General features: G+C 62.3%; 21 protein-coding genes. 7 read left to right on the top strand and 14 right to left on the bottom strand.

Annotated features, from left to right (window positions below; genetic code table 11):
• Positions 1–4 precede the first annotated feature (4 nt).
• The 4 genes from BMZ23_RS08830 (at position 5) to BMZ23_RS08815 (ending at position 2,714) form a co-directional block, all read left to right on the top strand.
• Entirely contained in the window at positions 5–589 is a 585-nt protein-coding gene (locus BMZ23_RS08830; RefSeq protein ID WP_093475664.1) for an NnrU family protein, read from the top strand.
• Positions 590–674: 85 nt separating this feature from the next.
• Positions 675–1,646: a prolyl aminopeptidase gene (gene pip / locus BMZ23_RS08825; protein ID WP_093475660.1), complete on the top strand. Its 972-nt coding sequence runs from the start codon at positions 675–677 to the stop codon at positions 1,644–1,646.
• Positions 1,647–1,649: 3 nt separating this feature from the next.
• A complete protein-coding gene (gene dtd, locus BMZ23_RS08820) occupies positions 1,650–2,087 on the top strand; it encodes a D-aminoacyl-tRNA deacylase (protein WP_093475657.1) in 438 nt (145 codons plus the stop codon).
• A gap of 84 nt (positions 2,088–2,171) precedes the next feature.
• Entirely contained in the window at positions 2,172–2,714 is a 543-nt protein-coding gene (locus BMZ23_RS08815) for a hypothetical protein (RefSeq protein ID WP_093475654.1), read from the top strand.
• A 21-nt stretch (positions 2,715–2,735) separates the two neighbouring features.
• On the opposite strand, the gene BMZ23_RS08810 is transcribed toward BMZ23_RS08815, so the two are convergent.
• The 3 genes from BMZ23_RS08810 to BMZ23_RS08800 are packed head-to-tail and all read right to left on the bottom strand — an operon-like array spanning position 2,736 to position 5,120.
• On the bottom strand, positions 2,736–4,115 hold the full coding sequence (locus BMZ23_RS08810; RefSeq protein WP_093475651.1) for a sensor histidine kinase: 1,380 nt from the start codon (positions 4,113–4,115) through the stop codon (positions 2,736–2,738).
• The gene (locus BMZ23_RS08805) at positions 4,112–4,780 is read right to left on the bottom strand and encodes a response regulator transcription factor (RefSeq protein ID WP_093475648.1); all 669 of its coding nucleotides are present in this window, start codon (positions 4,778–4,780) and stop codon (positions 4,112–4,114) included. Before BMZ23_RS08805 ends, BMZ23_RS08810 begins: the two co-directional genes overlap by 4 nt.
• A gap of 4 nt (positions 4,781–4,784) precedes the next feature.
• Positions 4,785–5,120, bottom strand: coding sequence for a PepSY domain-containing protein (locus BMZ23_RS08800; protein WP_093475645.1), 336 nt, complete (start codon positions 5,118–5,120; stop codon positions 4,785–4,787).
• A gap of 154 nt (positions 5,121–5,274) precedes the next feature.
• Here BMZ23_RS08800 and BMZ23_RS08795 point away from each other — a divergent pair, with 154 nt between their 5' ends.
• Positions 5,275–5,559, top strand: a complete 285-nt coding sequence (locus tag BMZ23_RS08795) for a PepSY domain-containing protein (protein WP_093475642.1) — start codon at positions 5,275–5,277, stop codon at positions 5,557–5,559.
• A gap of 45 nt (positions 5,560–5,604) precedes the next feature.
• On the opposite strand, the gene BMZ23_RS08790 is transcribed toward BMZ23_RS08795, so the two are convergent.
• Together BMZ23_RS08790 and BMZ23_RS08785 are read right to left on the bottom strand one after the other, a co-directional pair.
• Positions 5,605–6,195: a 2-hydroxychromene-2-carboxylate isomerase gene (locus tag BMZ23_RS08790; RefSeq protein WP_093475639.1), complete on the bottom strand. Its 591-nt coding sequence runs from the start codon at positions 6,193–6,195 to the stop codon at positions 5,605–5,607.
• A 26-nt stretch (positions 6,196–6,221) separates the two neighbouring features.
• On the bottom strand, positions 6,222–6,950 hold the full coding sequence (locus tag BMZ23_RS08785; protein WP_093475636.1) for an SDR family oxidoreductase: 729 nt from the start codon (positions 6,948–6,950) through the stop codon (positions 6,222–6,224).
• 142 nt (positions 6,951–7,092) lie between these two features.
• Between BMZ23_RS08785 and BMZ23_RS08780 the strand changes: the two genes are divergently transcribed.
• On the top strand, positions 7,093–7,596 hold the full coding sequence (locus tag BMZ23_RS08780) for a winged helix-turn-helix transcriptional regulator (protein ID WP_093475633.1): 504 nt from the start codon (positions 7,093–7,095) through the stop codon (positions 7,594–7,596).
• Here the strand turns inward: BMZ23_RS08780 and BMZ23_RS08775 are convergent.
• From BMZ23_RS08775 to ubiE, 9 genes are all read right to left on the bottom strand, one after another.
• A complete protein-coding gene (locus BMZ23_RS08775) occupies positions 7,568–8,275 on the bottom strand; it encodes a 16S rRNA (uracil(1498)-N(3))-methyltransferase (protein WP_093475630.1) in 708 nt (235 codons plus the stop codon). The genes BMZ23_RS08780 and BMZ23_RS08775 overlap by 29 nt on opposite strands.
• On the bottom strand, positions 8,272–9,000 hold the full coding sequence (gene tatC, locus BMZ23_RS08770) for a twin-arginine translocase subunit TatC (RefSeq protein WP_177197255.1): 729 nt from the start codon (positions 8,998–9,000) through the stop codon (positions 8,272–8,274). The genes BMZ23_RS08775 and tatC overlap by 4 nt, the downstream gene beginning before the upstream one ends.
• 19 nt (positions 9,001–9,019) lie before the next feature.
• A complete protein-coding gene (tatB, locus tag BMZ23_RS08765; protein WP_093475624.1) occupies positions 9,020–9,424 on the bottom strand; it encodes a Sec-independent protein translocase protein TatB in 405 nt (134 codons plus the stop codon).
• A gap of 5 nt (positions 9,425–9,429) precedes the next feature.
• Entirely contained in the window at positions 9,430–9,657 is a 228-nt protein-coding gene (gene tatA, locus BMZ23_RS08760; protein WP_093475621.1) for a twin-arginine translocase TatA/TatE family subunit, read from the bottom strand.
• 17 nt (positions 9,658–9,674) lie between these two features.
• Positions 9,675–10,010 (bottom strand): phosphoribosyl-ATP diphosphatase, encoded by a 336-nt coding sequence (locus tag BMZ23_RS08755; RefSeq protein ID WP_093475618.1) that lies wholly within the window; start codon positions 10,008–10,010, stop codon positions 9,675–9,677.
• A complete protein-coding gene (gene hisI / locus BMZ23_RS08750; protein WP_093475615.1) occupies positions 10,003–10,419 on the bottom strand; it encodes a phosphoribosyl-AMP cyclohydrolase in 417 nt (138 codons plus the stop codon). Before hisI ends, BMZ23_RS08755 begins: the two co-directional genes overlap by 8 nt.
• A 75-nt stretch (positions 10,420–10,494) precedes the next feature.
• Positions 10,495–12,087, bottom strand: coding sequence for a ubiquinone biosynthesis regulatory protein kinase UbiB (ubiB, locus tag BMZ23_RS08745; RefSeq protein ID WP_093475612.1), 1,593 nt, complete (start codon positions 12,085–12,087; stop codon positions 10,495–10,497).
• On the bottom strand, positions 12,084–12,704 hold the full coding sequence (locus BMZ23_RS08740; protein ID WP_093475609.1) for a ubiquinone biosynthesis accessory factor UbiJ: 621 nt from the start codon (positions 12,702–12,704) through the stop codon (positions 12,084–12,086). The genes ubiB and BMZ23_RS08740 overlap by 4 nt, the downstream gene beginning before the upstream one ends.
• Positions 12,704–13,474: a bifunctional demethylmenaquinone methyltransferase/2-methoxy-6-polyprenyl-1,4-benzoquinol methylase UbiE gene (ubiE, locus tag BMZ23_RS08735; RefSeq protein ID WP_093475606.1), complete on the bottom strand. Its 771-nt coding sequence runs from the start codon at positions 13,472–13,474 to the stop codon at positions 12,704–12,706. The genes BMZ23_RS08740 and ubiE overlap by 1 nt, the downstream gene beginning before the upstream one ends.
• 185 nt (positions 13,475–13,659) lie before the next feature.
• On the opposite strand from ubiE, the gene BMZ23_RS08730 reads away from it, so the two are divergent.
• Positions 13,660–13,935 (top strand): polyhydroxyalkanoic acid system family protein, encoded by a 276-nt coding sequence (locus BMZ23_RS08730; protein ID WP_093475603.1) that lies wholly within the window; start codon positions 13,660–13,662, stop codon positions 13,933–13,935.
• Positions 13,936–14,001 lie beyond the last annotated feature (66 nt).

Genomic DNA, 14,001 nt, shown 5'->3' with positions numbered 1-14,001 from the left:
TGCCATGCTGGTTCTGATTCTGGGGTTGTTGCTGTTTCTCGGGGTGCATTCGGTTAATCTGTTGGCGCCAGGCTGGCGCGTTGCGCAGATTGAACGTCTTGGTATTCTGCCGTGGAAGGGTATCTATGCCCTGTTGTCGCTGGTGGGCCTGTTGCTGATCATCTGGGGCTATGCGCTGTCGCGCTACAACCCGGTGGTGTTGTATTTCCCGCCGATGTGGACCCGGCATCTGGCCTCCCTGCTGACCCTGCCGGCGTTTATTTTGCTGGTGGCGACCTACCTGCCAATGTCGAAGCTGAAAGTGCGGGTTGGCCATCCGATGTTGCTGGGTGTGAAGTTCTGGGCGCTGGCGCACCTGCTGGCGAATGGCATGCTCGCCGATCTGCTGCTGTTTGGCGGTTTTCTGGTGTGGGCTACGGCGCTCTATGTGGTATCGCGCCGGCGCGATCGTCTGGCTGGTCGCAGTCCGGCGGCCGGCAGTTGGGCCATGGATGCGCTGGCGATTACCCTGGGCGTGGTGTTCTGGGCGGCGTTTGCCATGTGGCTGCATGTGATGCTGATTGGCGTGGCGCCGTTTATCCGCGGCTGAGCTGCCGGCATCAGTCAGGATGACAGCGGCGGCTCTGGCGGTTTATGGTGACTGACCTGAACTGCTGCTGTCCCAGGAGTTGCACATGCAATTGCTCTACCCGGAGATCAAACCCTACGCCCGTCATGACCTGGCGGTCATCCCGCCGCATGTGCTGTACGCCGATGAAAGCGGCAAGCCGGATGGGCTGCCGGTGGTGTTTATTCATGGCGGTCCGGGGGCGGGTTGCGATGCCCTGAGCCGGCGCTTTTTCGATCCGTCGCTGTATCGCATCGTCACCTTTGACCAGCGTGGTGCTGGCCGTTCGACCCCGCATGCCAGCCTGGAGCACAACACCACCGCCGATCTGGTGGCCGACATGGAGGCCCTGCGCGAGCATCTGGGTATCGAGCAGTGGGTGCTGTTCGGCGGTTCCTGGGGTTCTACCCTGGCGCTGGCCTATGCCCAGGCCCATCCGGAACGGGTACTGGGGATGATACTGCGCGGTATCTTCCTGTGTCGTCCCGAAGAGATTCAGTGGTTCTACCAGCAGGGCGCCAGCCGGATCTTCCCGGATTACTGGGAGGATTACCTGTCACTGATCCCCGAGGAAGAACATGACGATCTGGTGGCGGCCTATCATCGCCGGCTGACCGGGGATGACGAGATCTGCCGCATGCATGCGGCGCGCCTGTGGTCACAGTGGGAGGGCCGCTGCGCCACCCTGCGGCCGAGCGCCCAGGTGCTGGAGCGTTTTACCGAGTCACGTCGGGCCTATGCGCTGGCGCGGATCGAGTGCCATTACTTCATCAACGATTCCTTCCTGACGCCGAACCAGTTGCTCGACAACATGCCGCGTATCGCCGAGATCCCCGGGGTGATTGTGCACGGCCGCTACGACATGGTCTGTCCGCTGGATAACGCCTGGGCGCTGCACCGGCGCTGGCCTGCCAGCGAGCTGCAGATCATCCGCGATGCCGGGCATGCCGCCTCGGAGCCAGGTATTGCCGATGCGCTGGTCAGGGCCACCGATGCCATGGCTCGGCGCCTGCTACATCTGGAGCCACAGGCGGAGTAGGCGATGAAGGCATTGCTGCAACGGGTCAGCTCGGCACGCGTCGAGGTGGCTGCCGAGGTGGTTGGCCGTATCGATCAGGGCCTGCTGGTACTGGTTGGTGTACAACCCGGGGATGACCAGCTGCTGGCGGAAAAAATGCTGCAGCGGCTGCTGGATTACCGGGTCTTCGCCGATGATCAGGGCCGCATGAACCGTTCACTGCGCGATATCGGTGGCGGCCTGCTGCTGGTGTCGCAGTTCACCCTGGCGGCGGACACCCGCAAGGGCCTGCGCCCGGGATTCTCGACTGCCGCCGCGCCGGCCGAGGCCGAGACGCTGTTCAACTGGATGCTGGCGCGTGCTGAAGAATGCCATGCGCCGGTCGCCAGCGGGCGCTTCGGTGCCGACATGCAGGTGCATCTGGTCAACGATGGCCCGGTAACCATTCTGCTTGAGACCTGATGCCGCAGATAGCTGACGCCGGCACGGCCTGAGGGTATGCTGCCAGAAGGTTTTTCGTATCCACCTCTTGATGGAGCCACAACCATGTTGCTGCGTACTCTTAATCTGCTGGCCAGAGGCACTCTGCTGCTCGGCCTTGCCTGTTTGCCTGTCACTGCCGTGCATGCCGAGTCAGGCCACGACGCCCATATGCATCACTCAGACGATGGTGCCGAGCCGCATCCGCATGGCTACACGTTGGCCTCCGAGCGGCTGGTGCTGAAGCTCGACAACGGCCAGCGCTGGCCGATCGACGCAGCCCTGCATGAGGGCATGATGGGTATCCGTGCGGCGCTGGCCAGTCGTCTTGAGGGGATTCAGCAGGACAGCCTGGGTGATCTGGAATACAAGGCACTGGGTGAGGAAGTTACCGCGCAGATCGCCACAATCATCAACAACTGCAAGCTGCCGGCGGACGCCGATGCCCAGCTGCACCTGCTGATTGCCGAACTGATGCGCGGCGTGGCAATGGCCGAGGTGTCCTACACCGGCGCCGATCCGCGCCCTGGTGCACTGGTGCTGTTGAATGCGCTGGACAAGTATCCGCGCTACTTCGCCGACGACGATTTCCCGCCGCTGGCCCATTGAGCGGCGTCACCTGCCGCCCAGTCAGTCACTGGCGAGCGGCAGTCGCAGGCTGGCCCTGAGCCCGCCCAGTGGTGAGCGCTGCAGTTGCAGCCGGCCCTGATACATCTGCGCCAGCTCGTTGACGATCGACAGTCCGAGGCCGCTGCCGGGGGTGCGCTCGTCGGCGCGTATGCCCCGTTGCATGACTTTCTCCAGCGCGGCTTCGGCGATGCCTGGCCCGTCATCGTCGATCTCCACCTGCAGTTGTCCCTGTGCAGCGTGTGCACTGACCTGTACTCGCTGGCTGGCCCACTTGCAGGCATTGTCCAGCAGGTTGCCAAGCATTTCCTGCAGGTCCTGACTTTCCCCGCGAAAGGCCAGTTCGTCTGATGGCGGCTGTAGTTCAAGCTGCAGGGCCCGTTCGGCATGCAGCGCACGCATGACCCGCAGCAGGGATTGCAGCACCGGTTCCACTGCGGTGCGTTGGCCCGGACTGCGCAGCGCGGCGGCGACTCTGGCTCTGGCCAGTTGGTGGTCAATCTGCTGGCGGGTTTGCGCCAGCTGTTTGCGAAACAGCTGTGCCAGGGGGCTGTCATTCGCCTGCGCGGCGTTGTGCATCACGCTCAGCGGGGTTTTCAGTGCATGCGCCAGATTGCCGGCCAGGGTGCGTGCCCGTTCGATACTGGCGGTGTTGTCCTGCAGTACCTGATTGAATTCATCCACCAGCGGCTGCAGTTCGCTGGGGTAGTCGCCGAGCAGTTGCTGGCGCTGGCCGCCATGCACGGCGCGCAGCTCGCTGCGCAGTCGGGCCAGCGGACGCAGCGCCAGCCGCAGCTGGATGAATATTGCCAGCAGCAGTCCGCCGGCCAGACTGGCGAGACTGGCCAGCAGCACCCGATTGAACTGGCGCAGCGGCTGATCCAGCAGTGCCTGATCGGCTGCCACCCGCAGCAGCAGTGCCGGCTGCTCTGGCCGTACCGGCGTGGCATGCAGGGCGCGGGCATACAGTTGGGTTTGTTGCGGGCCGGGCAATGACTGACTGACTGGGCTGCCAGGTGCAATCCCGGAACCATCCGGCACGGGCAGGGTGATATCCCACAGCGAGCGTGAACGGAGTTGCACGGCTGGCAGCCCGGCATGCTCCGGCAGGCTGTCGAGCTGCCAGTAGAGTCCCGAGTAAGGCCGGCTGAAACGCGGGTCACTGAGCTCCCGGCGCAGTTGCAACGGGCCGTCAGCCGGCTGCTCAAGGCTGGCAATCAGCTGGTGCAGGTGGCGGTCCAGCTCGGCATCCAGCTGGCGGGTCAGGTGCTGTTCGAACAGCCATGACAGCAGCAGGGCACTCAGGGCAATCGCCAGCAATACCCACAGCAGGCTGCCGAGCAGCAGCCGCAGGCCCAGCGAACGCGGCCAGCCACGCCTCATGGCGGGTCCGCCTGGGCCATGCGATAGCCCAGACCGCGCAGGGTTTCTATGCTGCCCGGAGGCAGCTTCTTGCGCAGGCGATTGATAAACACCTCGATGGTGTTGGAGTCGCGGTCGTAGTCCTGGGCGTAGATGTGCTCGATCAGCTCGCTTCGGGATACCGGCTGGCCGGGGCGATGCATCAGGTATTCCAGCACCCGCAGTTCATGCGCGGTGAGGGTCAGTGGCTGCCCCTGCAGGGTAACCCGGCGGCTGGCGGTATCCAGCACCAGCGCGCCGCAGCGGATCTCCGCGCTGGCATGCCCGGCGCTGCGCCGGATCAGGGCGCGGACCCGGGCCAGCAGTTCTTCCATATGAAAGGGCTTGGTCAGGTAATCATCGGCGCCGGCATCAATGCCGTTGACCTTTTCATGCCAGGCATCGCGGGCGGTGAGTATCAGCACCGGCATGCGGCGGCCGGCACTGCGCCAGTGGCGCAGGATGCTCAGGCCGTCGAGATGTGGCAGGCCAAGGTCGAGGATCACCAGGTCAAACGGCTCTTCCAGACCCAGATGCTGCACATCGCGGCCGTCCGCTGCGCTGTCGGTGGCATAGCCGGCCTGTTGCAGGCTGTCGACCAGTTGGCTGGCCAGTGTTGGCTGATCCTCGGCGACCAGTATGCGCATTGCTTCAGTCCTTGCCTTGCCGTGGGCTGGGCAGGTTCTGCCCCTCGATGCTCAGCAGGCTGCCATCGCTGGCATCAATCTCCAGTTCGAGCAGTGCGCCGTCGGCGCGGATGATTTCCAGTTCGTAGATCCAGCGGCCTTTGTCACGTTCCAGCTCGACTTCAATCACATCGCCGGGGTAGTCCTGTGCGACCCGTCTGAGCAGCTCGCCCAGCGGCAGTATTTCACCTGCCTGCAGGGTCTGGCGGGCACGCTCATGGTCATCCCGGGCCGCCCCGGGCAGGCTGAACAGCAGGCCGGCCAGCAGCAGGCCGAGCAGGGTAATGGGCAGGCGTGGCATGGCAGCCTCCGGGATTCGGGTGCGCACAGTATTGCATGTGCCAGGCTGAACGGAAGATTAACGGGCGGTTAAGCCAGCGTTCAGTTTCAGTTTGGCAGTATGGCGTTGCGGTCGGCAAAACCGGCCAACCATCATCATATGAGGAGTCACAGACATGCGTATTGCCAAACTTGCAGGAACTGTTGGTCTGATGTCGGCACTGGCGCTGGGCGGCACTGCCGTGGCACAGAATGTCGAGGGTCAGGCACCCCAGTGGATGACCCTGCAGCAGGTACACCAGCAGCTGGAGGCAGCCGGCTACAGCAACTTTGAAAAGATCGAGCGTGAGGATGACGGTTACGAGGTCAAGGCCACCGATCCGCAGGGCCAGCGGGTCGAGCTGGATCTGCACCCGGTGACCGGCGAAATCCTCAAGGTCGAGATCAAGCGCCGTAAATAAGCGCTACGGCAGATGGCCCGGTCAGGCGACCGGGCCTGGGCTGTATCAAGCCTGCTGCAGCGTCCGCTCCACCCAGTCCAGCCGGTCCTGACCAAAGAACATCTGCCCGCCGACAAACAAGGTCGGCGCTCCGAACACCCCGCGTTCCACAGCTTCAGTGGTGATTGCCTTGAGCTTGTCCTTGACCAGCGGATCGCTGCATTGCTGCAGTATCTGCTGCGGGTCGAAGCCGGCCCTGAACAGCACCTCGGCAACCACTTCCGGGCGGGCCATATCCAGTCCCTCGATCCACATGCCGCTGAAAATCGCCCGCAGATAGGGCATGAATTGCGGGGTGTCCAGTAGTGCCACGGCGCCGCGCATCAGTTGCATGGTGTTGATCGGGAAATGGCTGTTGTGCTGGTAGGGCACGCCGTAGTGATCGGCAAAGCGCTTGAAGTCCATACGAATGTATTCGCCCTTGGCCGGCACTGTGGCCGGCGAGCTGTTGCCGGTGGCATGGAACACGCCGCCCAGCAGCATGGGTTTCCAGACGATCTGCGCGCCGTTGCGCTCGGCCAGTGCCGGCAGCTGGGTAAAGGCCAGGTAGCTGGCCGGGCTGCCAACATCAAAAAAGAATTCGATCTGTTTGCTCATGGTGTTCTCCCGCTTGGGGTGTCGGATCAGAAGGTTTCCAGCCAGGGCCGCAGATCCAGTTCATGGGTCCAGCAGTCGCGCGGCTGACAGTGCAGTTGCCAGTACTGCTCGGCAATGTGTTCGGGGTCGAGGATGCCCTGACGGTCCTTCAGCGCATAGCGCTCGGGGAAGTTGTCGCGGATGAAGTCGGTGTCGATGGCGCCGTCGATGATGGTATGCGCCACATGAATGCCCTGTGGACCCAGTTCGCGGGCCATGCTCTGGGCCAGCGCGCGCAGGGCGAACTTGGCACTGGCAAAGGCGGCGAAACCGCTGGCGCCGCGCAGCGAGGCGGTGGCGCCGGTGAAGATGATACTGCCACGTGCGCGCGGCAGCATCGCTTTGGCTGCCTCCCGCCCGGTGAGAAAGCCGGCCAGCGCGGCCATCTCCCAGACCTTGCGGTAGACCCGCTCGGTGGTGTCGGTGATGCTGAAGCGCACGTTGGCGCCAATATTGAACACCACCACCTCAATGTCGCCGATCTGCGCTTCGATCTGTTCGAACAGCGCCTGCATCGCCTGCTCCTGCCGGGCGTCACAGCCGAAGGCATGCGCCTGGCCGCCCTCGGCCTCAATCTGTGCCAGCAGCGGCAACAATGCCTCGCGGCTGCGCCGGGTGACACAGGCAACATAGCCCTCGCGGGCAAAGCGGCGGGCTATGGCGCCGCCGGTGGCGTCGCCGGCGCCTATCACCACGGCTACTCTGGGTCTGGTCATGCGCTGCTCCTTAGTTGGTTCTGTTTTGGAACTGGCTTAATCCTCGGTTCCTTTTTGGAACCTGTCAAGCTATTCTTCAGGCATCGACTGCGTTGCCTGCCGCCTGGGCATGGCGGACACTGATTTGAGCGGAGACAACGGCATGCGCTGGGAAGAACTTGATCAACAGCCCTGCTCGCTGGCGCGGACGCTGGCGGTGGTGGGTGACCGCTGGACGCTGCTGGTGCTGCGTGACAGCTTTCTCGGCGTGCGCCGCTTCGAGGAGTTCGAGCGACGTCTTGGCATTACCCGGCACATTCTCACCGACCGGCTGAAGAAGCTGGTGGAGCACGGCGTGCTGCAGCGGGTTCCCTACCAGCAACGACCGGTGCGCGAGGAGTACCGGCTGACCGCGAAAGGGCTGGAATTGTATCCGGTGCTGATGGCGCTGGTGCACTGGGGGGACCAGCATATGGCTGACCCGCGCGGGGCGCCGGTGGAGCATGTTCACAAAGGCTGCGGCCAGCGTATGCGCCCGGTCTTGACCTGCTCTGAATGCGGTGAAGCGGTTAGCGCCAGAGATGTATCGGTACGTCAGGGGGCAGGCTGGGGCGATGCGAATATTGTGCCGGCAACGTTCAGAACAGACGGCCGATCAGGCTGCTGACCGCCGTTTCTACGCGCAGAATACGCGGACCGATTTGTACCGGTTGCAGGCCGGCTTCAATCAGCTTGTCCACTTCATAGGGAATCCAGCCACCTTCAGGCCCAATAGCCAGCAGTGCGGATTGCTGGATGCCGCGCGGGCATTCCGGGTACTCGCCCGGGTGCGCCAGCAGTCCAAGCCGACCATCGAGCAGTGACGGCAGCCGGTCCTCGACAAAGGGTTTGAAGCGTTTCTCGATCTGCACCTGCGGCAGCCGGGTATCGCGCGCCTGTTCGAGGCCAAGAATCAGGTTTTCGCGAATGACCTCGGGCTGCAGGAAGGGTGTTTGCCAGTAACTTTTTTCCACCCGATAACTGTTCAGCAGTATCAGTTTGGCGACCCCGAGACTGGCGCAGTGCTGCAGAATGCGCCGCAGCATTTTCGGTCGTGGCAATGCCAACAGCAGGCTCAGTGGCAGCTTGGCCGGTGGCGGCTCGGACAGCTGCACCTCAAGTTCAGCCAGTTCGCTGTCCAGTCGGGTGATCAGCCCTTCGCCCATCAACCCATCGAGCAGACCGACCCGCAGCCGGTCACCGGTCTGCGCCTGATGCACGCACCGCAGGTGTTGCAGGCGGCGACCCTGCAGGCGTACCCGCTGGTCGTCAATAAAGTCCTGCGGCTGCAGTAGCAGAAGGTTCATTCGCTGGTTTCGTCGGTCTCGGCCGGGCGTGGTTTGACGAAACGGCTGAAGATGATGCCGACCTCGTAGAGCAGCCACATCGGCAGAGCCAGCAGTGTTTGCGAGATCACATCTGGCGGGGTCAGCACCATGCCGATGACAAAACAGCCGACCACTACGTAGGCGCGGCTCTGCTTGAGTTTTTCCACGCTGACGGCACCGGTCAGTACCAGCAATACCGTAGCAATCGGGATCTCGAAGGCCAGTCCGAAAGCCAGAAACAGCGTCAGCACGAAGTCGAGGTACTTGTTGATGTCGGTCATCACTGCCACACCGGTCGGCGTGACACTGGTAAAGAAGCCGAATACCAGCGGGAATACTACAAAGTAGGCGAATGCCATGCCGGCATAGAACAGCAGTATGCTCGACACCAGCAGCGGCATGGCCAGACGTTTCTCATGCTTGTACAGGCCGGGGGCAATAAAGCTCCAGAACTGGTGCAACACGAAGGGCATGGCCAGGAACAACGCGCTGATCAGCGCCAGCTTGAACGGTGTGAGGAACGGCGAGGCGACCTCGGTGGCGATCATGCTGGTGCCTTCCGGCAAAAACACCCGCAACGGTGCCGATATGAAGGTGTAGAGGTCGTTGGCAAAGTAGAACAACCCGGCAAACACCAGCAACCACACCACCACAATACGCAGCAAGCGGGTGCGCAATTCGATCAGGTGGGCGACCAGCGGCATGTCCGCCAGGGCGTCCTTGTCAGTCTTTTTCACGGGACTGTTCATGGGTCTCGGGTGCAGGCACAGTGGCAGGTGATTCGGCGGCTTCCGGGGATGCCGGGTCGCTGGTTTTTGGCAGTTTGCTCTCCGGTGGCAGCGGGCTGCCATCTTCGGCCAGATTCAGGAGTTCGTTCAGGCTTTTTTTCTGACCGAGTTTCTCCATCTTGGCCAGCTCGGCCATGATCTTGTCGTTGTGCAACTTCTGGCGGATTTCATCCGCGCCCAGCTCGCGCTCGACCTGCTCGCGCACATCATTGATGCCGCTGCGCAGCTTACCCAGCGCCGAGCTGACCCCGCGGATGGCACCGGGCAGACGCTCGGGGCCGAGCACCAGCAGGCCGATGACAGCCACCACCAGCAGTTCGATAAAGCCGATATCGAACATGGACCTTAGTCCTTGCTGCTCGAGTCCTGCTTGCGTTCGGCCTTGACGTCGAGGGTGTCACCCTGCTTGTTGTCCAGGGACTTGTCCTCGTCGGTGTTGATCGACTTGCGGAAGCCCTTGATGGCTTCGCCGACGTCACTGCCGAGATTCTTCAGGCGCTTGCTGCCAAACAGCAGGATCACGATCAGCAGGATGATCAGGAGTTGCCACAGACTGATGCCGCCAAAACCCATTGGGTACCTCCGGGTAGTTAACCCTGTTGCTTGCGGGATGCCTTTTCGGCGAGGCCGGAAAGGTCGAAACGTCGTTCCAGTTCAGCCAGTATGTCCTGCGGCCCCAGGCCGAGGTGACTGAGCATCACCAGTGTATGAAACCACAGGTCGGCGGTTTCGTAGATTAGCTGCGACTTGTCGTCGCTGTGCTGGCAATCCTTGGCCGCCAGCAGGGTCTCGGTGCATTCCTCGCCGACCTTTTCCAGAATTTTGTTCAGGCCCTTGGCGTGGAGGCTGGCGACATAGGAAGTGTCGGCAGTGGCCTGCTTGCGTTGCTCGAGGATCTCGGCCAGCCGGATCAGGGTATCACTCATGACTGTTGTGCTCGTAAATCTGTTTGGGGTCCTTGATCACCGGATCGACGCTGTGCCACTGGCCATCGCGCAATACCCGGTAAAAACAGCTCTGGCGTCCGGTATGGCAGGCAATGCCGCCCAGTTGCTCGACCATCAGGATCAGTACGTCGCCGTCACAGTCCAGTCGCAGTTCATGCAGCTGCTGCACATGCCCGGACTCCTCACCCTTGCGCCAGAGTTTGCCACGCGAACGTGACCAATAGACTGCACGGCCTTCATTGACTGTCAGTTGCAGCGACTCACGGTTCATCCAGGCCACCATCAACACCCGCTGGCTGTGCACATCCTGGGCAACTGCAGTGACCAGGCCGTCGCAGCTCCAGCGAACCTGTTCGAGCCAGTCTGCACTGGAGATGTTGTTGCTCATGCCGTTCAAATTCCTTGCCTTCAAGTCTGTCGGTGTATGCGCCTGGCGTAGTGTGCCAGTCAGGCCTGCACTTGGCTATGCACGGCGAAGTACCAGCCACAGGCCGATGGCGCCGGGTAGCAGCCAGGGCAGCAGGGTAGCCTGGGTCCAGAGTGCCGGTTGCAGCCCCAGCTGGCTGCCCGCCAGCATCAGCAATACGGCGCCGGCCAGTCGCTGGCTACGGTTACCGGCAGCGGTCGGGGTAGGCACGGGTTTGGCCAATTGCTCCAGCGCGCGTTGGCCGGTTTGCAGCAAGGCCGGCAGGTGCTCGAGTTGTTGTTGCAGGCCGCGCAACTGGTTCTGCGGCAGGCTGCGCTCGCGCATCCAGCGCTCCAGGTGTGGCAGGCCGGTGCTCCACAGGTCCAGTTCCGGGTACAGCTGACGGCCCAGGCCTTCAATGTTCAGCAGGGTTTTCTGCAGGAGCACCAGTTGCGGCTGCACTTCCATATTGAAGCGCCTGGCAGTCTGGAACAGCCGCAGCAGCAGCTGACCGAAGGAGATGTCCTTCAGCGGGCGCTCGAAAATCGGTTCGCAGACACTGCGGATGGCTGCCTCGAATTCATTCACCCGGGTGTCCGCCGGCACCCAGCCAGAGTCGATGTGCAACTGCGCCACGCGGCGGTAGTCGCGCTTGAAGAAGGCCATCAGGTTACGTGCCAGGTAGTTCTGGTCCTCCGGCGTCAGGCTGCCGACGATACCGAAGTCGATGGCGATGTACTGTGGGTCCCAGGGGTGCTTGTGCGAGACGAAGATATTGCCCGGATGCATGTCGGCGTGAAAGAAGCTGTCACGGAATACCTGGGTGAAGAAGATTTCCACGCCACGCTCAGCGAGCTTTTTCAGGTCGGTGTTCTGTGCCGCCAGCTCGTCCATGCGGGTGATCGGGATGCCGGTGATGCGCTCCATCACCAGTACCTTGCTGCGGCAGAGTTCCCAGTGCATGCGCGGTACATAAAGGATTGGCGAGTCTTCAAAGTTGCGCCGCAACTGTGAACCGTTGGCCGCTTCGCGCAACAGGTCGAGCTCATCGAAGATGGTCTTTTCGTAGTCGCTGACCACCTCGACCGGACGCAGTCGGCGGCCATCGCTGGACAGCCGTTCCAGAAGCCGGGCGGCCAGGAACAGCCACTGGATGTCCTGGTGAATGGTGCGGCGGATGCCGGGGCGGATTACCTTGACCACCACCTCGCTGCCGTCCTGCAGGCGGGCCGCATGTACCTGGGCGACGGAGGCCGAGGCCAGCGGCTGGTCGCTGAAGCTGGCGAACAGTTGATCGATGGGCTGGCCGAGTTGTTCCTCGATACGGCTACGCGCCTCGGCGGCGGGGAACGGCGGCACCTTATCCTGCAGCAAGGCCAGTTCCAGCGCGATATCGTCGGGCAGCAGGTCACGGCGAGTGGAAAGTATCTGGCCAAACTTGATAAATACCGGCCCCAGATCCTGGCAAGCCATACGCAGACGCTCGCCGCGACTGAGATTGCGCGGCGCCCGACGCAGGCGCCAGGGACCCAGCAGGAGCAACAGGCGGGCATGCCAAGGTAACGGCAAGGCCAGTAACAACTGGTCCAGCCGGTAGCGGGCAAACACATGGGCGATGCGCAACAGGCGCAGCAGGGCAGTCAGGTTCATGTCTCGGAAGGTTCCGCTGGGTCTTGCTGGAGCAGCACCAGGCGGGCTTCCAGGCGGTCCAGGTCAAGTTGCAGTTGGTGCAGGTGCCGGGCAAACACCTCGGCCTCGTTATTGCCGACCAGTTGCCGGCTTTCCTCGGTGAGGTATTCGGCCAGAGTCTGTCGCAGGCTGTCACCGGCGCTGCGGCTCCAGTGCCAGGCATCGCGCAGCGGGCTGGCAAGGGCATGCGCGGCGACCGGACCAACCCAGCGTTCCAGCTCGGCTTCACCATCCAGGCGCAGGTCGGCGACAATCTGCTGCAGCCGCACCAGTAGCTGGCTGTCGCCCTGAAGTTGCAGCTCAGGATGCTTCAGCAGCGCCTGGGGCTCACGGCTGACCAGCAGTTGCAGCAGTACGCTGGCTGGTGCGTGCAAGCTGCAGTCGGCCTCATGCTCGCCGGCCAGCAACTGGATGCCTTCGGCGTCCGGCAGCAGCAGCAGGCTGAGGTTGCTGTCGCTGACCTTTACCAGCAGTCGTGAGCCCTGCAGCTCGCCAAGCCGGTGGGCGGTCAGCGGATCGCGCCGCAGCGCCGCAGCCAGACTGCGTTCGACGGCGGCCAGCAGGGCCTGGCTGAGCATCAGGGCTTGATTCCGCGGTGCAGGGCGACAATGCCGCCGGTCATATTGTGATAGCTGACCCGCACAAAGCCGGCGTCTTCCATCATCGCCTTGAGGGTTTCCTGATCCGGGTGCATACGGATCGACTCGGCCAGATAGCGGTAACTCTCGCTGTCGTTGGTAATCAGCTTGCCCATCACCGGCAGCACATTGAACGAGTACTTGTCGTAGACCTTGGACAGCAGCGGGTTGTTCGGCTTGGAGAACTCCAGCACCAGTAGACGCCCACCCGGCTTGAGAACGCGCAGCATGGATTCGATGGCGCGTTCCTTGTGGGTCACGTTACGCAGACCAAAGGCGATGGTGATGCAATCGAAGTGGTTGTCGGGGAACGGCAGTGCTTCGGCATCCGCCTGAACGAAGGTCACGTTGCCGGCCACGCCACGGTCGAGCAGTCGGTCACGGCCAACCTTGAGCATCGAATCATTGATGTCGGCCAGAACCACCTGACCCTCGGGACCGACCAGTCGCGAGAATTTCAGGGTCAGGTCACCGGTACCGCCGGCGATGTCGAGTACCCGGTTGCCACTGCGCACGCCGGACAGTTCGATGGTGAAGCGTTTCCACAGCCGGTGGATGCCGCCGGACATGAGGTCATTCATCAGGTCGTACTTGGCGGCTACCGAATGGAAGACCTCGGCAACGCGCTGGGCCTTTTCATCCTCGCGCACGGTCTTGAAACCGAAGTGGGTGGTGTTGTCGCTGCCTTGCCGGTCGCCCATGTCGCTCATGATCTGTGCCTGCTGCTGAAGTGATCAGCTATTCTAACCGTATTTTGCGCGACTGCGCTGTGCGTCCTTGAGTCAGCCTGTCGCACCCGGGTTTCGTCGGATCGCTGTCATTTGTTCTTTTATGAGACAATCCCCCGAGTCACAGGAATCCCTGTATTTGTTTACTACAACAACGAGGTTTTAGCATGGCCACTGTTGATATCACCCGTGAACACACCTTGGGCAAGGAAACCGCCCGCGAGCGCGCACAGAAGCTGGCTGACAAGCTGGCGCAAAAGCTGGATGCCAAGTGCACTTGGCAGGGCGATGAGTTGACCTTCAAGCGCAGCGGCGCCGACGGCACTATTCAGGTCTCGGATGACAATGTGCGGGTACAGGTGAAACTGGGCCTGATGCTGACTCCGATGGCCGGGATGATTCGCGGTGAGGTGGAGAAGGCGCTGGAGAAATACCTGGCCTGAGAAAATAATTTCGCCTGCCGGCGTTTCTAGTATGTGTTTTCTAATTCTCCCCGGTAGTTTGATCAT

Origin of the sequence: Halopseudomonas yangmingensis, assembly GCF_900114825.1 — a bacterium.
GTDB classification, from domain to species: domain Bacteria; phylum Pseudomonadota; class Gammaproteobacteria; order Pseudomonadales; family Pseudomonadaceae; genus Halopseudomonas; species Halopseudomonas yangmingensis.
The sequence above is the reverse complement of the archived record's forward strand: the minus strand, read 5'-3'. Positions and strand labels throughout refer to the sequence as shown.

What these genes read in the sequence shown, in the direction of transcription:
- hisI (WP_093475615.1), bottom strand. Translation starts at nt 10,419, where the DNA reads ATGAGCAACAACATCTCCAGTGCAGACTGGCTCGAACAGGTTCGCTGG.
- tatC (WP_177197255.1), bottom strand. Translation starts at nt 9,000, where the DNA reads ATGCCGCTGGTCGCCCACCTGATCGAATTGCGCACCCGCTTGCTGCGT.
- BMZ23_RS08800 (WP_093475645.1), bottom strand. Translation starts at nt 5,120, where the DNA reads ATGCCACGCCTGCCCATTACCCTGCTCGGCCTGCTGCTGGCCGGCCTG.
- pip (WP_093475660.1), top strand. Translation starts at nt 675, where the DNA reads ATGCAATTGCTCTACCCGGAGATCAAACCCTACGCCCGTCATGACCTG.
- BMZ23_RS08780 (WP_093475633.1), top strand. Translation starts at nt 7,093, where the DNA reads ATGCGCTGGGAAGAACTTGATCAACAGCCCTGCTCGCTGGCGCGGACG.
- BMZ23_RS08830 (WP_093475664.1), top strand. Translation starts at nt 5, where the DNA reads ATGCTGGTTCTGATTCTGGGGTTGTTGCTGTTTCTCGGGGTGCATTCG.
- BMZ23_RS08775 (WP_093475630.1), bottom strand. Translation starts at nt 8,275, where the DNA reads ATGAACCTTCTGCTACTGCAGCCGCAGGACTTTATTGACGACCAGCGG.
- BMZ23_RS08805 (WP_093475648.1), bottom strand. Translation starts at nt 4,780, where the DNA reads ATGCGCATACTGGTCGCCGAGGATCAGCCAACACTGGCCAGCCAACTG.
- BMZ23_RS08815 (WP_093475654.1), top strand. Translation starts at nt 2,172, where the DNA reads ATGTTGCTGCGTACTCTTAATCTGCTGGCCAGAGGCACTCTGCTGCTC.
- BMZ23_RS08755 (WP_093475618.1), bottom strand. Translation starts at nt 10,010, where the DNA reads ATGAGTGATACCCTGATCCGGCTGGCCGAGATCCTCGAGCAACGCAAG.
- BMZ23_RS08785 (WP_093475636.1), bottom strand. Translation starts at nt 6,950, where the DNA reads ATGACCAGACCCAGAGTAGCCGTGGTGATAGGCGCCGGCGACGCCACC.
- BMZ23_RS08810 (WP_093475651.1), bottom strand. Translation starts at nt 4,115, where the DNA reads ATGAGGCGTGGCTGGCCGCGTTCGCTGGGCCTGCGGCTGCTGCTCGGC.
- BMZ23_RS08730 (WP_093475603.1), top strand. Translation starts at nt 13,660, where the DNA reads ATGGCCACTGTTGATATCACCCGTGAACACACCTTGGGCAAGGAAACC.
- BMZ23_RS08790 (WP_093475639.1), bottom strand. Translation starts at nt 6,195, where the DNA reads ATGAGCAAACAGATCGAATTCTTTTTTGATGTTGGCAGCCCGGCCAGC.
- dtd (WP_093475657.1), top strand. Translation starts at nt 1,650, where the DNA reads ATGAAGGCATTGCTGCAACGGGTCAGCTCGGCACGCGTCGAGGTGGCT.
- BMZ23_RS08740 (WP_093475609.1), bottom strand. Translation starts at nt 12,704, where the DNA reads ATGCTCAGCCAGGCCCTGCTGGCCGCCGTCGAACGCAGTCTGGCTGCG.
- ubiE (WP_093475606.1), bottom strand. Translation starts at nt 13,474, where the DNA reads ATGAGCGACATGGGCGACCGGCAAGGCAGCGACAACACCACCCACTTC.
- ubiB (WP_093475612.1), bottom strand. Translation starts at nt 12,087, where the DNA reads ATGAACCTGACTGCCCTGCTGCGCCTGTTGCGCATCGCCCATGTGTTT.
- tatA (WP_093475621.1), bottom strand. Translation starts at nt 9,657, where the DNA reads ATGGGTTTTGGCGGCATCAGTCTGTGGCAACTCCTGATCATCCTGCTG.
- tatB (WP_093475624.1), bottom strand. Translation starts at nt 9,424, where the DNA reads ATGTTCGATATCGGCTTTATCGAACTGCTGGTGGTGGCTGTCATCGGC.
- BMZ23_RS08795 (WP_093475642.1), top strand. Translation starts at nt 5,275, where the DNA reads ATGCGTATTGCCAAACTTGCAGGAACTGTTGGTCTGATGTCGGCACTG.